Origin of the sequence: Acinetobacter sp. Marseille-Q1618 (assembly GCF_902809855.1) — a bacterium.
In the GTDB taxonomy this organism is placed as follows: domain Bacteria; phylum Pseudomonadota; class Gammaproteobacteria; order Pseudomonadales; family Moraxellaceae; genus Acinetobacter.
The window spans coordinates 952505-968018 of the sequence record NZ_CADDWJ010000002.1; the positions used below are offsets into that span (position 1 = coordinate 952505).

General features: G+C 35.9%; 17 protein-coding genes. 11 read left to right on the forward strand and 6 right to left on the reverse strand.

Features of this window, described 5'->3' with window-relative positions; genetic code table 11:
* Positions 1-55 precede the first annotated feature (55 nt).
* A complete protein-coding gene (locus HUS24_RS11660) occupies positions 56-544 on the reverse strand; it encodes a PaaI family thioesterase (RefSeq protein WP_173912558.1) in 489 nt (162 codons plus the stop codon).
* A 119-nt stretch (positions 545-663) separates the two neighbouring features.
* Here HUS24_RS11660 and HUS24_RS11665 point away from each other — a divergent pair, with 119 nt between their 5' ends.
* The 5 genes from HUS24_RS11665 (at position 664) to htpG (ending at position 6523) form a co-directional block, all read left to right on the forward strand.
* A complete protein-coding gene (locus HUS24_RS11665; protein WP_173912167.1) occupies positions 664-1530 on the forward strand; it encodes an alpha/beta fold hydrolase in 867 nt (288 codons plus the stop codon).
* Between the two features lie 137 nt (positions 1531-1667).
* Positions 1668-3083, forward strand: coding sequence for a Na+/H+ antiporter family protein (locus tag HUS24_RS11670; RefSeq protein WP_173912168.1), 1416 nt, complete (start codon positions 1668-1670; stop codon positions 3081-3083).
* A gap of 311 nt (positions 3084-3394) precedes the next feature.
* A complete protein-coding gene (locus HUS24_RS11675) occupies positions 3395-3982 on the forward strand; it encodes an OmpW family protein (protein WP_173912169.1) in 588 nt (195 codons plus the stop codon).
* A 194-nt stretch (positions 3983-4176) separates the two neighbouring features.
* Complete coding sequence (locus HUS24_RS11680; protein ID WP_173912559.1) at positions 4177-4506, forward strand: lysozyme inhibitor LprI family protein; 330 nt, start codon at positions 4177-4179, stop codon at positions 4504-4506.
* Positions 4507-4597: 91 nt separating this feature from the next.
* Positions 4598-6523: a molecular chaperone HtpG gene (gene htpG / locus HUS24_RS11685; protein ID WP_173912170.1), complete on the forward strand. Its 1926-nt coding sequence runs from the start codon at positions 4598-4600 to the stop codon at positions 6521-6523.
* A 159-nt stretch (positions 6524-6682) separates the two neighbouring features.
* Here the strand turns inward: htpG and HUS24_RS11690 are convergent, their stop codons facing one another.
* Both HUS24_RS11690 and HUS24_RS11695 read right to left on the reverse strand, forming a co-directional pair.
* Positions 6683-7822, reverse strand: a complete 1140-nt coding sequence (locus tag HUS24_RS11690) for a hypothetical protein (RefSeq protein ID WP_173912171.1) — start codon at positions 7820-7822, stop codon at positions 6683-6685.
* Positions 7823-8044: 222 nt separating this feature from the next.
* Positions 8045-8278, reverse strand: a complete 234-nt coding sequence (locus tag HUS24_RS11695) for a hypothetical protein (RefSeq protein WP_254433853.1) — start codon at positions 8276-8278, stop codon at positions 8045-8047.
* A 745-nt stretch (positions 8279-9023) separates the two neighbouring features.
* Here HUS24_RS11695 and HUS24_RS11700 point away from each other — a divergent pair.
* Positions 9024-9224, forward strand: coding sequence for a dodecin family protein (locus tag HUS24_RS11700; protein WP_065993330.1), 201 nt, complete (start codon positions 9024-9026; stop codon positions 9222-9224).
* A gap of 74 nt (positions 9225-9298) precedes the next feature.
* Here the strand turns inward: HUS24_RS11700 and HUS24_RS11705 are convergent, their stop codons facing one another.
* The gene (locus HUS24_RS11705) at positions 9299-10003 is read right to left on the reverse strand and encodes a DsbA family oxidoreductase (RefSeq protein WP_173912172.1); all 705 of its coding nucleotides are present in this window, start codon (positions 10001-10003) and stop codon (positions 9299-9301) included.
* A 186-nt stretch (positions 10004-10189) separates the two neighbouring features.
* On the opposite strand from HUS24_RS11705, the gene HUS24_RS11710 reads away from it, so the two are divergent.
* Positions 10190-10939, forward strand: a complete 750-nt coding sequence (locus tag HUS24_RS11710) for a hypothetical protein (protein WP_173912173.1) — start codon at positions 10190-10192, stop codon at positions 10937-10939.
* Between the two features lie 64 nt (positions 10940-11003).
* Here the strand turns inward: HUS24_RS11710 and HUS24_RS11715 are convergent, their stop codons facing one another.
* Positions 11004-11363 (reverse strand): MerR family transcriptional regulator, encoded by a 360-nt coding sequence (locus HUS24_RS11715; protein WP_173912174.1) that lies wholly within the window; start codon positions 11361-11363, stop codon positions 11004-11006.
* A 77-nt stretch (positions 11364-11440) separates the two neighbouring features.
* Here HUS24_RS11715 and HUS24_RS11720 point away from each other — a divergent pair, with 77 nt between their 5' ends.
* From HUS24_RS11720 to HUS24_RS17165, 4 genes are all read left to right on the forward strand, one after another.
* Positions 11441-12103 (forward strand): alpha/beta hydrolase, encoded by a 663-nt coding sequence (locus tag HUS24_RS11720; RefSeq protein WP_254433854.1) that lies wholly within the window; start codon positions 11441-11443, stop codon positions 12101-12103.
* 110 nt (positions 12104-12213) lie between these two features.
* Positions 12214-13347 carry an XRE family transcriptional regulator gene (locus tag HUS24_RS11725; protein ID WP_173912175.1) on the forward strand — a complete coding sequence of 378 codons (1134 nt, stop codon included), beginning with the start codon at positions 12214-12216 and terminating at the stop codon, positions 13345-13347.
* An 11-nt stretch (positions 13348-13358) separates the two neighbouring features.
* Positions 13359-13856: a hypothetical protein gene (locus HUS24_RS11730; protein ID WP_173912176.1), complete on the forward strand. Its 498-nt coding sequence runs from the start codon at positions 13359-13361 to the stop codon at positions 13854-13856.
* A gap of 244 nt (positions 13857-14100) precedes the next feature.
* The gene (locus HUS24_RS17165; RefSeq protein ID WP_368033925.1) at positions 14101-14199 is read left to right on the forward strand and encodes a KTSC domain-containing protein; all 99 of its coding nucleotides are present in this window, start codon (positions 14101-14103) and stop codon (positions 14197-14199) included.
* A 133-nt stretch (positions 14200-14332) separates the two neighbouring features.
* Here HUS24_RS17165 and fadA read toward each other — a convergent pair whose 3' ends face one another.
* Entirely contained in the window at positions 14333-15505 is a 1173-nt protein-coding gene (fadA, locus tag HUS24_RS11740; RefSeq protein WP_173912178.1) for an acetyl-CoA C-acyltransferase FadA, read from the reverse strand.
* Positions 15506-15514 lie beyond the last annotated feature (9 nt).

Here is a 15514-nt window from a genome sequence, read left to right on the forward strand (position 1 = left end):
CAGTACCCCCAGATTTAAACAAAAATAATAGTTCTTAAATTTAGGCTAAGATCAGTTATCGCTGAAAGGCACGTGGTTTCTTTCTACGGATATAAATGGTTTTATGCACTTCAGCGATTCTTGAGCCTGATTCATCAAAAATATTCAATACATAAGTACGATGCACAGGTGCAAAATTTTCAGCCAAAGATTTAACGTGTTCAATCTCAGCAAAATCTAAGCGAATATCTGCAAAAACGGTGCTGCGTCCCGGCAGTAAAAATTGAATAGTCGCAGACTTGTCCCAAACAATATATTTATCACCCAAGTGATGCATCAAGATCAGCATATAAAATGGATCGATCATCGAATACAAACTACCACCAAAATGTGTACCGACAATGTTTTGATTTTTATGCGTTAACGGCATTTTGACCCGAACATAATAATTTTTAAGATCAATCTTTTCGATCTCAATCCCTGCACCTTTATAAGGTGAATAATGATTGAGAAAAAATTTAGCAACCAGTGGGATTGTCTGTAGTTTCTTGATAACGTTGATCATGGTCAATTCTAGTTTAATATTTTTAGACCATAATAAATAATCAATGCTGATGTGACATTGATCAAAATGCACCATATTGTTATTGCTCAGTCAATGTGAAAATAAAAAGGTATTTTTAAATGCAAGCACAAACTCACTGGATTTCGACTCAGGATCAACAAAAACTTTTTGCAAAAACATGGGGTAAGCCTGAAAACCCTGCTTTGGTTTTGGTGCATGGTTATCCAGATAATCAAGAAGTATGGGAACCAATTATTGAACAATTAATAACAGATTTTTACATTGTGACTTATGATGTGCGTGGTGCAGGACAGTCTTCAGTGGCAAAACGCATCCGTGATTATGCTTTGCCACGTTTATCTTTAGACTTAGAATGTGTGGTCAATGAATTATTACCAAATCGTAGTTTTCACTTGGCAGCGCATGACTGGGGTTCGATTCAGTCATGGGAATCAGTGACTGAAGCAAAATTTAAAGATCGCATCTTATCCTATACCACTATTTCTGGGCCGTGTTTAGACCATGCTGCATTTTGGATGCGTGATCAATTTTTAAATGAAAAAAGTAAATTTTTCAAACAATTATTTAAATCTTGGTATATTGTGGCTTTTCAACTACCTGTACTCGCACCAACCGTTTGGCATTTCTTTAATCCTGAGCGTTGGGGCATGGTGCTGAGCCAATTAGAGAAAACTAAAGATCTACCACTCAATCCAAATATTTCCAAAGATGGTGAACACGGCATTGCGCTTTATCGTGCTAATTTTGCGCCACGTTTACTTAAGCCTCGTCAACGTCATGCAGTATGTCCTGTGCAAGCAGTGGTGTTAAAGCGTGATAAATTTGTGAGTCCTGAGCTGATTGATGAAATGCCAAAATGGGCAAGTCAATTTGAACGTGTAGAAGTCGATGCTAACCACTGGGCTGTACTGAGTCGTCCACAAGAGATTGCGAATTATATTCGTAATTTTGCACAAAAAAATTAAAATTAAATCTATAGTTTGGTTTGTAAGTATTTAATTTAAATGTGCTTTACAAACCAAACTGATAATTCAGCTAAATTCAACTCGGAATATCTCTAATCTGTTAAAATAGCCGCTTCGAAAATTCTGAAATTTTTCCCATGAATGCTGTTGTTATTGCAATTGCCGTGATGTTTATACTGTCACTGGCACGCGTTTCTGTTGTTTTGACTTTAGTTATTTCAGCAATTGTAGGTGGTTTGGTTGCAGGTCTGAGTTTAAAAGAAACTGTAGAAGCTTTTAATGCAGGCTTGGGGGATGGTGCTGAAGTTGCACTTGCTTATGCTGTATTAGGGGCATTTGCTTTGGCTCTATCAAAGTCTGGGTTGCCTGACTTATTAGCACATAAGTTAATTGGCTTATTGGGTGGGGAAGCGACCCATAGTAAAGCACGAAAAGTAAAATATTTATTGTTATTTATCTTGCTGATTTCTGCGATTTTTTCGCAAAACTTAATTCCTGTACATATTGCCTTTATTCCTGTTTTAGTGCCACCACTTTTAAAAGTGATGAATCATTTAAAACTAGATCGTCGTGCAGCAGCATGTGTGTTAACACTTGGTTTGGTTGGAACCTATATCTTTTTACCTGTCGGTTTTGGTGCGATTTTCCTTGAACAAATTTTGATGGGAAATATTAACAAAATTGGTGCAGCATATCATTTGCATGTAGACCGTTGGATGATGCCAATGGGTATGGCGATTCCTGTTTTAGGTATGGTTATTGGTACATTGGTGGCAGTATTTATCAGTTATCGCAAACCAAGAATATATGTCGATCGCCAAGTTAAAACTGTACAAAATATTGACTTAGATAAACCATTACGTGCAGTGAATGCTGATGAATTAAAAGCAGATGCCATTGAACTGCAACATGAAGCTAAGCAAGCACCTAGTGTTGCACCAAAAACTATTTTTATGGCAGTACTTGCAATTGGCTTAACCCTAGCAGCACAGCTTTATTCAGGTTCGATGATTTTGGGTGGCTTAGTTGGGTTTGCTGTTCTTTCTGCATCAGGTATTTTTAAATGGCAAGACGCAGATGATGTCTTTGTACAGGGCATGCGCATGATGGCATTGGTTGGATTTATTATGATCTCAGCCGCAGGTTTTGCATCAGTGATGACCCATACAGGGGATATTAATAGTTTAGTCAATGGCGTTGTAAATATCATTGGCGATAATCGTGCCTTAGCTGCCTTTTTAATGCTATTTATTGGTCTGTTTGTAACGATTGGAATAGGTTCATCTTTCTCCAGTGTACCTGTGCTTGCCGTGATTTATGTACCTTTATGTGTGCAATTCGGTTTTTCACCTTTGGCAACGGTGGCTTTGATTGGTACAGCCGCAGCTTTAGGCGATGCAGGCTCACCAGCCTCTGATTCAACTTTAGGACCAACAGCAGGTCTAGGTGTGGATGGTCAGCACGATCATATTTGGGATACTGTGGTGCCAACTTTTATCCATTTCAATATTCCATTGTTGATTTTTGGCTGGATTGCAGCCATGGTGCTATAAGCCTAGAAATACTATGAGAATAGGAGATGACTTTTTTATTATTTTTTGATATAAGATATTGAAAAATATTTATAGAGGAAGTCATCTCAATTAATATAATCATACTTAATTAGCTTTCAAAATATAATAATAAAGTTTATTAAAACACTAGGAATTAAAAACCAACCTTTAAGCTATGAATTAAATATAATTTTATATTTTTCAATATCTTGAAAATATTATTTCAATTTATTTTAAAATGTTGCTTGCAACATGACTAAATGCTGTGTTTAATAATGCTAAGGGTTATTTTTTTCTTGGGGTGTTTAAAAATGTTAAAACAAATTGCTCTAGTTTCTTTAATGGGAATTTCAACTTTATCTTTTGCTGATTGGCAAGTAAAAGTGGGTGGCTCTGTTATTTCTCCTACTCAAGATACGAATACAGCTTTAGGTGTAGTGAAAGCTGATCATGAGTTTGCATTTACGCCTTCAGTGGAATATATCTTTGGTGAAACTCCATTCTCTGCTGAAGTGTTATTGGCAGCACCAATTGGTCATGATGTTTTATTAGATGGTAATAAAGCTGCGAAAATTAAACATCTTCCACCAACAGTGACTTTCAAATATAACTTGAAGAACTCTACTCCATTCACACCTTATGTTGGTGTAGGTGGTACTGCTTTTATTGCATGGGATGAGTCTGGTGCTGCGAAGAAAGTAAAAGAAGACTTTGGTTTTGCAGGTCAAATTGGTGTGAACTTTAAACCTGCTGATGCGAAAAACTGGGGTGTATTCTTTGATGCCCGTTATGCACAATTAAGTCCAGAAGTGACTTTAATTGATGAGTTAGGTGGTGGTAAATTTGATTTAGACATCGACCCAATGGTATATACATTAGGTTATAGCTACAGATTCTAAGTCTTAGAATTAAGCTGCTTCTCAAAAAACCTCAGATTTTTCTGGGGTTTTTTTTATGAAAGGAAATTTAAGCAATTGAGTTAAAACTACTAGAATGAAACAAAAAATCATATTCAAAAACAATGAATTTTCTTATGCTAAATTCAATAATTTTTGAAAAGAGCACTGTGAAAATGATGAATAAATTTTTAGGTATGACTGTGCTATTAAGTGGCTTATTTTTATTTTCCAATACACAAGCCGCAAGTTTTAAATGTGAAAATGCACATACCAAAACAGAACATGCCATTTGTGAACATCGTACTTTAAATGATGCTGATGTAAAAATGGCAACAACCTATAACATCATTAAACGTTTAGTGCCGATGGGAACGCGTGGTGTGATTCAGGATCAGCAAGTCAAATGGTTACGTTTACGTGATCAGTGCCAAGACAATGTGACCTGCTTAAGTGATGTCTATAAAATGCGTCAACAAAAACTCGATATATACATGGAACGTGTCTATCAACAAGGACCATTTTAATTTTTTTTAGCTTGTGCTATTGAAATATTCTTAAGTCACTCCATTTCTAAAGCATTCAATAAAAAAGTGTTATGAATTTAAGGAGTGATTTATGAGTGAGCAAAGCGCACAAAAGCATAGTTTCCAAGCTGAGGTTGCACAGCTTTTACATTTAGTGACGCATTCACTTTATTCAAACCCTGAAATTTTTCTACGTGAATTGATTTCAAATGCTTCAGATGCATGTGACAAATTGCGTTTTGAAGGTATTAATCATCCTGATTATTATGAAAATGATCCAAATTTGCATGTCCGTGTCAGCTTAGATAAAGAGGCAAAGACCATTACCATTTCTGATAATGGGATTGGTTTAACTCAACAAGAAGCGATTGATAACTTAGGAACCATTGCAAAATCGGGTACCAAAGACTTTATGTCAAAACTTACTGGTGATCAGAAATCTGATGCGCAGTTGATTGGTCAGTTTGGGGTAGGTTTTTATTCAGGTTTTATCGTTGCTGAGAAAATCACAGTAGAGTCACGCCGTGCAGGTGAGCCAGCGACTGATGGTGTGCGTTGGATCAGCACAGGAACAGGTGATTTTGAAGTTGAGCAAATCAACAAAGAGAGCCGTGGTACAGACATTATTTTACATTTACGTGATGATGCACTTGAATATTTAGAATCTTATAAGGTTAAACAAATCATCAATAAATATTCTGATCACATCAGCTTGCCAATCGAAATGCAAAAAGAAGTTTGGCAGGAAGAAGTTACCGAGGGTGAGGAGGATAATGCTACAAGCGGCGGTCAGTATGTAAAAACTGATGAGTGGGAAGCGATTAACTCTGCAAGTGCATTGTGGACACGGAATAAAAATGAGATCAGTGAAGAACAATATGTCGAGTTCTACAAAAATTTAACGCATGACTTTGAAGCACCATTGGCATGGGCGCATAACCGTGTCGAAGGCAGCACGGAATATACACAATTGCTGTATGTGCCGAGCAAAGCACCAGGTAATCTTTTCACGCGTGAAGCCAAAGCAGGGATTAAACTCTATGTAAAACGTGTATTTATTATGGATGATGCGGATAATCTGATTCCAAATTATTTACGTTTTGTACAAGGCGTGGTGGACAGTGCTGATCTTCCGCTTAACGTCAGCCGTGAACTTTTACAAGAAAGTCGTGATGTTAAAACCATTCGTGAGGGAAATACTCGTCGTATTCTTACCATGTTGGATAGCTTGGCAAAATCAGACGATGAAAAAGACCAAGAAAAATTCAAAACCTTCTATGCTGAGTTTGGTTCGGTAATTAAAGAAGGTTTGGGTGAGGACTTTACCAATCGTGAACGTATTTTAAAATTATTACGTTTTGCAACATCAAGCAATGATGAGGTTTCGACTTCATTAGAAGCCTATAAATCACGTATGAAAGAAGGGCAAAAAGCCATTTATTACGTGACAGCAGATAGTTTGGCTGCAGCGAAGAATTCTCCACAGCTTGAATTGTTCCGTAAAAAAGACATTGAAGTCTTGCTCATGGCAGATCGTGTAGATGAATGGGCAATGGAGTTTGTACATGAGTTTGACGGCACGCCAATGCAAAATGTGGCAAAAGGTGCGGTGGACTTAGGTGATTTACAAGATGCAGAAGAGAAAAAAGCGCTTGAAGCAGCAGCAGAGCAATTTAAACCTGTCGTTGAAAAATTGTCTGATTCGCTTAAAGCAAAAACCAAAGAAGTGCGTGTTACGACACGTTTGGTTGACTCACCAGCATGCTTGGTGACCAGTGAGGGTGAGCTTTCTCCACAATTGATTCGTATGTTGAAACAAGCAGGTCAAGCTGTTCCTGAGTCAAAACCGATTCTTGAAATCAATCCAGAGCATCCATTGGTGAAGAAATTGAAAGGTTCAGCACAGTTTGATGATCTTGCCAATGTGATCTTTGATCAAGCAGTAATAGCAGAAGGTGGTTTACCTGATGACCCTGCGGAATATGTAAAACGTATTAATAACTTATTGTTAAAATAAACGAGTTATACTGAAAGAAAGCCTGTCGTGAGCGATGGGCTTTTTTTATGTGTTTCCATTAATTTATGTTGAAAATTTAAGCAAAAAAATGCAATTGTGGATAACATAAAAAGATCAGTGGATAAGTCTTCACTTATCCACAGCTGCTCAAAATAGCTTTTAAAATAATGCTTCTAAACGGACTAAAGTGCTTAAATAATGGCTTTTGTCTTCACGATGCTCATTGAAATAGTTTAAATCACCTTGGATATAAAACCATTCACGCCCTAAAGGTTGGCGCCAAGAAACAAATGGTCCCCAACTATTTAAACGTAAATCGTCATTATTATAAAAACCACCTGTATAAATCCCGTAGTTAAAACGATTGCCTTTAAAAAATTGATGTTGGCGATACGTACGATTATCCCAAGTCAAATCATCATCTTGTTCATCGGCATAAGTAATATAAAACTGATTAGATAAAAACGCCTGATTGGGACGTGCATGAGTTAATTCTAAATTGGTACGCAGATAATTTTCACTGTCGATGCCATAGCGATAAATTTGTTCAGCATGAAAAGTAAAATCATGACTTAATTGCCAGTCTTTTTCTGCTTTTAAGCGTGCGTAAACGTCATCACCAGAGCGGATACCAAGATCGGCATCGAGATCAAAAGGTAATCTTTTCGATAGCTGCGACCAACGTAATGCAATAGAACTGTTGTCATCACGGATGCGTTTACCGTCCACAGATTTATCTGGATTGCCACTAGGGTTTTCATTGGTAATGGCAATATTGTTCGTCATTTCATTGTCTAATGAGTCATCACCAAATACCAAACTCAGACGATTTTCTAATGCAGGTAGTTTTATTTTTCCTCGAATACGAGGTTTGATTTCATAACCATCATGCTCATTCCAACGATTATCGAGCAAAATTCGTAAAGTGGCTGATGCTGGATCACTTGGATCGGTTTCACCAAACCAATTATTCATTCGATCTGCTGTTCGATCAGCCCAATTTCGAATACCTTTTTGCTTTTGATCCACCCATGTGGCATTTTCTGTTTCTTGTGTAGAAGGGACGATAGGTTCATCTGATTGTTCAGGCAGCAGGGTAGGCGTAGCATCTAATAGCTTTGGAATATATTCTAATACATTAAAATCACGTTCAAACTGTGGAGAAGGGATATAAATCGGTGCAGTGTTACTTGCCGCCGTTGAGCTTGTATTTTCCGCGTAACCGTATGTGCTCGCTATACAAGCAAGTAAAAGGATAGAGCTTTTATAAAATGGAACCGAATATATAATTTTTTCCATAATGTTCTGTATTCAACGCTTTGATTTAAAAATAAATATGGGTTCAATCCAAGAATTAGAATGAATACAGAAATTATAGTTGATTTTTCAACCAAGTATTGAATAATTCCTTACAATTTGCCTGTTGGTTACAAAACTAGAACCTTCGTTGGGATTTAGTCTATAAAAAACCTCTTATGTTTTAAATATAAGAGGTTTGGTCGAACCAACAACTTTTAAAAGCTAAGCGGAATGAGGGCAATATTTCTTTTCATAAACTTTGCCTGCAATACCTCCCACCAATGCACCACTAAATGTGCCAAATACAGGAAGAACACTCCCCGCAACTGCGCCAATTAATGCACCTTTAACTGTTGGTGAAAAACGTGATTTCTTATTGGGCTGTGTGCTTTCTGAGTTGGAAGTATGAGTTGAATCTGTGGTCAATAGATCTGAATTTGGATTTACATCAGTCATAATATCTCTCTTCGTTAATGGATGAAAAAATTTCATGCTGAGATTGTTATTCACATGAACCGATGTAATCAGCATAAGATGAAATGGACTTACTAAGCTGTAGTTTAGCTGTAAGTTATTCCGCCTTTTGGTTAAGCTAAATTGCATTGCGTAAACAAGATATATAAAGCTGTAAAGATCATGAATACTATAAATAAAGCAAGTGATGATTTTTATTTTAAAAGCGTAGAAACTAAAAATCCTCCATAAAGGAGGATTCATAGTCTTATAAAATAAGAAAAAAATAAAAGAAAACTTACAGCGCATGAATTTGGTTAACTAAATTCTGTTGCATAGAATATATCAACTTGCATGTGATGAACAGTCTTAAAAATGTTCATCAATGTTGAATAAATGGCGAGAACTGACAAATTTCAGCAATTTTTGGCACAATAGGAAAATGTATTTTAGATATATATTATAAAAATATAGTTGATTTAACGATGTTTTTTTATAAAACTCTATTTTAAAAGTTATTGTTATTTAACAAAATTTTGTTGCAATCTGACCAAAAAAAGCACATTTATAAAAAAATCAATTGCATACTAAATGTACAATTTGGTCGTTTAACTTTACATAAAGATGGCATATTTGAGTTTATGTGACAGTCTTGTTGCTAAAAAGTGTTTATTTTTTAAACAAAATAAAAATAGCAAAACAATCGATTATGATAAGTTTTTATCAATAAAAAAAGTGAGTATAAATCATGGCAATAGCAAAAGTTGTTGAAGTAAATTCAAGTAGTAATAAAAGTTTTGAAGATGCTATTCAAACAGGTATTCAAAAAGTCACTGAAACTGTAAAAAATGTCCAAGGTGCTTGGATCAACGAACAAAAAGTCATCGTGAGAGAGGATAAAATCACTGAATATCGTGTGAATTTAAAAGTAAGTTTCTTGGTTGAATAATCAAATAAATACCAAAATGATTTTGAACATCAAGCCCACAATTTTGTGGGCTTTTTTGATTATACGCAGTTAGATTATTTTTGATCTGGTATCTCACAACTGTCATCATTGCAAACAGCGCCTTGTGCGTTTTCAATCTCTTGTTTTGGCGCAGTGGAGAGTGCTTGTTGTAAAACTTGTAGAAAAACCTCAGGAGGTTGAGCCCCTGATAATGCTAAGCGTTGATCAAATACAAAAAAGGGAACACCTGTGACTTTGAGTTGCTCATGTGCGATTTTTTCATCATGACGAACAAAATCTGCAAATTCTTCTGAGTCTAGCACGTAATCGACTTCGTTATGATCTAAACCAATACGTGAGGCAATATCTTCGATAATTTCACGCTCACCGATCGCTAAACCTTCAGTCATATAAGCATGAAAAAAAGCTTCTTCTGCTTCGTTTCCTAAACCTTTACTTTGCGCCAAGTGGATAATACGATGCGCATTAAAGGTATTGCCTGAATTGGCTTTTTCCCAATTAAACTCAATCCCTTCACTTGCTGCAATCTCTGCAATATTTTTTTGTGTTTCTACGGTTTGCTCAATCGTACGTCCGTATTTTTTCGCTAAACGCTCGGTATTGCTACTATCATGTTTGATAGGTGCATCAGGATCAAGTTCAAAACTGTGCCAAATAATGTCTAAATCTATGCCTGCATCGTTGGCAACATGTTCAAGGCGTTTTTTACCAATATAACAAAAAGGACAGACCACATCTGACCAAATATCTACACGCATGGGAGTTCCTCGTATTTTTGTCTTGGCTTTGAGGGTAGCGTTATTATCTTTATATTTAAAGCCTTTTTTGGTTAGCTGGGTATTATTAAGAATAAATAATATGAAAATAAAAAAGTGCATAAATATTATACAAATAAAAGAAAATATCAGTTAATCTAATGCTAATCCATTGTTGTAGAGTCATTTATGCGTCGAGTCATTTTGCTTGTTATTGTGATTTTGTTCGGTATTGCTGCGTATTTTTTTTATGAGCAGACCCAGCTAAAAAAGCATGAGGCGCAACGTCAAATGTTTGATGTTGTGATGACTGAAAAAATGCAACAGTTGTATGATAAAGCTCAGGATTGGTCAAAACCTGTCAGCATGGATGTGCATGATCCACGTTTAAGTGGTGATTATAAGATTTTGTCTGAGTTTGTTTTAAATTATTGGCTAAAAAATATTGAAACACGTAATATTTATTTGCGTGATCTCGAGGCTGCAAAGTGGAATCATTTTTTAGATGTAAATCGTCTGGATAAGGACCGTAAGCAAAAATTTGTTGAAACTGAGCAGATGTTAGAGGTAGTACGCAGAATTACCACGCAGTATCAGAAACAAAATCAATTAGATAAGCAAGAAGCTTTGGCAAAAGTAAAAACTTTAGATATTGATAATGATTTGCAGCAGTCTATGCAGGAAAAGTTAGAGCAAAATTTAAAAGTGGATCAGGAAAGTGCTTTAATTTTGTTAGAGTTACAAATCTTGGATAAAGCGGAGCAGATGTTTGCGTTATTGAAAGAAAATGATTGGCATAAGGAAAATGGCAAAATCATGTTTCAAAAGGATGCAGAGGTAAAGCAGTTTAACGCGTTGTATCAGGACGTTTTAAAGTTAAATAAAGAGATTGAGCAGAAGAAAAAACAGAATGCAGCAGAGATAGAAGGGGAGTTGTAAAAATATAGAATTTTTAATTCAGTTGTTGATCCAATTTATCATTTCTATGAAATAAGATCACGGATTAAGATGAAAGAGGATTACTTTTTTCTAAAAATGAAATAAGTAGAGTATGTGAATGTGTTAATCGTGCTAATTGTTGAGTGAGTTTTTCAATTTCTTGTTCTAATTTTGCTTTTACTACAGGACACAATAAAAAGTTTTGTTGTTCTATATCAAAACAAGGCAATAATACACGGATATCATCTAATGTGATTCCAGCATCATTTAACACCTTAATTTTTAAGATGGTTTGTACATCTGATGTGTTATAAATTCGATAGTTTTTGGCAGTTCTTTTGGGAAAAATTAAGCCTTGTTCTTCGTAGTAACGGAGCATACGAGGGCTGATCTGTGTGAGTTTGGCAACTTTTGCAAGATACATCAGGATACCTATTGACCTTAACAGTACTGTCATAGCTTAGCATGATGATAATTTAATCAGTATGCAATGGCTAGAAAATGAAAAAAACAATATTTGCTTTGATTGCGATCAGTAGTTTGGCATTTTTTCTTTCCAAATCTTATGCGGAAAATACAGAAAATATTCGTCAAGTTTATGTTTTACATGGTTATTCAGCATCGGTAGATGATCATTGGTTTCAGTATTTAAAACAACAGTTAGAGGAGGATGATCGTACACATGTTACTTTGATTGCTTTCCCTGATTCAAAATATCCTGATATGGAAAAATGGCAAAGAACTTTGGATCAATCTATTTCCAAAATTGATCAAAATAGTTATTTCATTGCACATAGTTTGGGAGTCATCACTTTATTAAAATTCTTGGAACGACATGAAACCACTGAGATTGGCGGCGTGATTTTGGTTTCAGGTTTTTCTAAACCGATTCAAGGTTTTGATACTTTAGATGAATTTATTGTCAAGAGTCAGGTAGATGTTTCTAAGCTCTCGAAAATTAAACATAAACATGTATTTATATCGAGTAATGATAGTATTGTACCGATGTCTTATAGTGTGGAATTGGCACAGCAGTTAAATTCTGCCTATACCGTGATTCCTGATGCAGGGCATTTTTTAGCAAGTGATGGGTATGTGGAGTTTCCACAGGTAGAACGGCTGTTAATGCAGAAGCTAAATATTAAAATCAATGGTAGACTATAGTAAAAAATTAATACCTTTAGATATTAATTGATTTTTCAAATAATAATTGAGTACTTAACTAAATATTAATAAACTTGCAGAATTGCGCAAACTGAAGTATCTTTTATCTTATGAGTATAAATATTGAACAATACCGCTCTCCTGGGCAATTAATTCATTCTCTTCTAGAAGATAAAGGCTGGAACGGAAGAGTTTTATCAGGAATTCTCAAAATTGATGAGTCTGGTGTAAATAGGTTGCTTCAGGATAAAAAAAGTGTAAATGCGCAGTTAGCAATAGTTCTCGAAGATATTTTTGGAATACCTGCTGAAAATTTTCTGACATTACAAATGAAATATGATTTAGCAAAGGCAAGAATAAAAGATATACCTGATCCTGAAAGACAATCGAGAGTAAAACTTTTTGGTAATTTACCTATAGCTGAAATGATCAATAGGGGTTGGTTAGATGTTGAAAATAAAAAAGATTTTCAAAAAATTGAAAAAGAGTTATTAAAGTTTTTCAAAGTGAATTCTTTAGACGATATTGAAACCAATTTATTGCATTCAGCTAAAAAGACCAATGAATTGGATAAACCTACTCAAATTCAATTAGCTTGGGTTAATAGAGTAAAAAGAATAGCTGAAGAGATGATAGTTGCTCCGTACTTGGCAAGTTCGGCTCAGAAGGCAATTGATGAATTGAAATCATTACTTTGGTCAGCTGAAGAAATTAGAAAAGTTCCTAGGATTTTGGCTGAGAATGGTATTCGATTTGTATTAGTCGAACCTTTAAAAGGTTCAAAAATGGATGGCGTATGCATGTGGCTTGATCAAACTTATCCAGTCATTGGTATGTCTTTAAGATTTGATAGAATCGACAATTTTTGGTTTGTATTAAGACATGAGCTAGAGCATGTCCTGCAAGGACACGGTAAATCTCATATTAAAATTGATTATGATTTAAAGCAGTTAGATATGGATGATGAAGAAGAAAAAATTGCAAATCTTGCTGCATCAACATTTGCTATATCTGAACAAAAGTTAAATAGTTTTATTGCAAGAAAATCTCCGTTCTTCGCTGAAATTGACATTATTGGATTTTCAAACACTCATAGAATCCATCCTGGCATTTTGGCTGGAAAACTACAACACTACACACAAAAATACAATTTATTTCGTAAACATTTAGTCTCGATTCGGAACATCGTGATACCAAGTGCGATGAGTGATGGATGGGGTAATGTATATCCACTTGATGATTAAAAGGAGTATGGATGGTTACACAAAATGAGGCTTTTCAACAAGCCATTAGATTATATAAGGCTAAAACTGGTGAAACAGAAGTTGACCTAAAAAAAGTCGCTAAATTTATGGTTGATCATTTAGGGTTTAAGTTACCTGAACCGACTGATCCCTTTGATGTACTAGCGAAAAAAATTAGTATCGCTGCTCGTGAAGAAATGCGTACTGATAAAAAGACAGGTAGAACTTATAGAGCAAATCATGCTGTCCAAAAAGAAGGATCTCAGCAGTCTCTTTGGATTGATATTGATGAAGCACCAAGGAAACTTATGCATAAATCATTAATTAAGAGGCGTGATCAAATTATTGGCGATGCTTACCAACTATCACTTGATCTAGATCACTGGAATAGTATTAATCCAACTGAAGAACCAATTAATATTCCTTTAGATTTTACTGAAGACGTTGAAGAGAGAAAGAATGCAACTGTACCCTTAAAGCAACAAACTGGAAATGAAAAACCGATATAAAATATTTTTATATCGGTTTTCATGGTCAAAGCCTGAGAATTAAAAATTCCAGAACTTTAAAGATAAAGCTTGAGAACCTATATCCTATAATTTTCTGAGAATTCTTTCAATCTCATAATTAGTACTTGTACGCTCGTATGTGTGTGCAAATAGTTTTTTACGGTTAATTTTTTAACTTAGAATACTATCAGGTCTAATATGAACAGACAAAAAGTGTTATCTAGTAATATTTTTTCTATAGGATATGAAGTTGAATCTTCAGTGTTGGGTGTTGGAAATCCAATTTCTGAATGGCAGTCTATATCAGTATTTTAATATATCTAAAAATCTTTTTTTAGAGTAAATGAGTGCATCCTCACACGGCAAATTTTTTGAAAGATATATTAAAAAGGCAGGATATAGGATGCATAAAAATCACTTGATTACAATAAAAAACCCCGCAATAAGCGGGGTTCTTTTTCTCACGTATTTAAATCTTAAACACGTTCGATAATTGTCGCGATGCCTTGACCAAGACCGATACACATGGTCGCAAGACCGATTTGCGTATCTTGTTGTTCCATCACGTTTAATAATGTCGTTGTGATACGTGCACCAGAACAACCTAATGGGTGACCAAGCGCAATCGCACCACCATTGTGGTTGATGATGTCTTGCTTATTATAAATGTTCAAGCCCTTCATAACTGCAAGACCTTGCGCAGCAAAAGCTTCGTTCAACTCGATGGTTTGGATGTCACCCATACTCAAGCCAGCACGTTTAAGCGCTTTTTGCGTTGCAGGAACAGGGCCATAACCCATGATCGCAGCATCACAACCTGCAATCGCCATAGAGCGAATCACAGCACGAGGCTTAAGACCTAAAGCTTGCGCACGTTCAGCAGACATAAGTAACATCGCAGATGCACCATCAGACAATGCAGAAGAAGTCGCAGCCGTTACTGTACCGCCTTTAGGATCAAACACAGGACGTAACGCTTCAAATGCAGCTAAGTTTGCATCTGGACGAATCACTTCATCGACATCACAAAGGATTTTGAAGCCATTTGCATCATGACCTTCAATACCAACGATTTCGTTTTTGAAACGCCCTTCTTGTGTTGCAGTCCAAGCACGTACGTGAGATTCAACACCAAACTTGTCTTGCTCTTCACGGCTAATGCCATTCATACGACCTAACATTTCAGCAGTTAAGCCCATCATATTAGATGCTTTTGCATAGTGTTTAGATGCTTCAGGGTTGAGGTCGATGCCGTGCATCATGCCTACGTGACCCATATGCTCTACACCACCGATGATGAAGATATCACCTTGATTCGTTGCGATCTGAGCAGCAGCAGTGTGGATTGCTTGCATAGATGAACCGCATAGACGGTTAACCGTTTGACCACCAACAGTTTTAGGAAGATCAGCTAAAAGCACGATGTTACGAGCAATGTTCATACCTTGCTCTAAAGTTTGGTTTACACAGCCCCAAACGACATCTTCAACTTCATTCACATCAAACTGGTTACGAGCAACTAAAGCACGTACTAATTCAGCAGATAAGCTGTCAGCACGTACATTACGGAACATACCGTTTTTGGTTTTACCCATTGCAGAACGTACGCCATCAACGATGACAACGTCACGTGGATTTAAAGTAGCCATTCACGTTGC

Excerpts from the sequence above, each read along its gene's own strand:
- HUS24_RS17165 (WP_368033925.1), top strand. The coding sequence starts at position 14,101 with ATGAAGTTGAATCTTCAGTGTTGGGTGTTGGAAATCCAATTTCTGAAT.
- HUS24_RS11730 (WP_173912176.1), top strand. The coding sequence starts at position 13,359 with ATGGTTACACAAAATGAGGCTTTTCAACAAGCCATTAGATTATATAAG.
- fadA (WP_173912178.1), bottom strand. The coding sequence starts at position 15,505 with ATGGCTACTTTAAATCCACGTGACGTTGTCATCGTTGATGGCGTACGT.
- HUS24_RS11690 (WP_173912171.1), bottom strand. The coding sequence starts at position 7,822 with ATGGAAAAAATTATATATTCGGTTCCATTTTATAAAAGCTCTATCCTT.
- HUS24_RS11675 (WP_173912169.1), top strand. The coding sequence starts at position 3,395 with ATGTTAAAACAAATTGCTCTAGTTTCTTTAATGGGAATTTCAACTTTA.
- HUS24_RS11715 (WP_173912174.1), bottom strand. The coding sequence starts at position 11,363 with ATGTATCTTGCAAAAGTTGCCAAACTCACACAGATCAGCCCTCGTATG.
- HUS24_RS11700 (WP_065993330.1), top strand. The coding sequence starts at position 9,024 with ATGGCAATAGCAAAAGTTGTTGAAGTAAATTCAAGTAGTAATAAAAGT.
- HUS24_RS11725 (WP_173912175.1), top strand. The coding sequence starts at position 12,214 with ATGAGTATAAATATTGAACAATACCGCTCTCCTGGGCAATTAATTCAT.
- HUS24_RS11660 (WP_173912558.1), bottom strand. The coding sequence starts at position 544 with ATGATCAACGTTATCAAGAAACTACAGACAATCCCACTGGTTGCTAAA.
- HUS24_RS11665 (WP_173912167.1), top strand. The coding sequence starts at position 664 with ATGCAAGCACAAACTCACTGGATTTCGACTCAGGATCAACAAAAACTT.
- HUS24_RS11680 (WP_173912559.1), top strand. The coding sequence starts at position 4,177 with ATGACTGTGCTATTAAGTGGCTTATTTTTATTTTCCAATACACAAGCC.
- HUS24_RS11710 (WP_173912173.1), top strand. The coding sequence starts at position 10,190 with ATGCGTCGAGTCATTTTGCTTGTTATTGTGATTTTGTTCGGTATTGCT.
- HUS24_RS11670 (WP_173912168.1), top strand. The coding sequence starts at position 1,668 with ATGAATGCTGTTGTTATTGCAATTGCCGTGATGTTTATACTGTCACTG.
- HUS24_RS11695 (WP_254433853.1), bottom strand. The coding sequence starts at position 8,278 with ATGACTGATGTAAATCCAAATTCAGATCTATTGACCACAGATTCAACT.
- htpG (WP_173912170.1), top strand. The coding sequence starts at position 4,598 with ATGAGTGAGCAAAGCGCACAAAAGCATAGTTTCCAAGCTGAGGTTGCA.
- HUS24_RS11705 (WP_173912172.1), bottom strand. The coding sequence starts at position 10,003 with ATGCGTGTAGATATTTGGTCAGATGTGGTCTGTCCTTTTTGTTATATT.
- HUS24_RS11720 (WP_254433854.1), top strand. The coding sequence starts at position 11,441 with ATGAAAAAAACAATATTTGCTTTGATTGCGATCAGTAGTTTGGCATTT.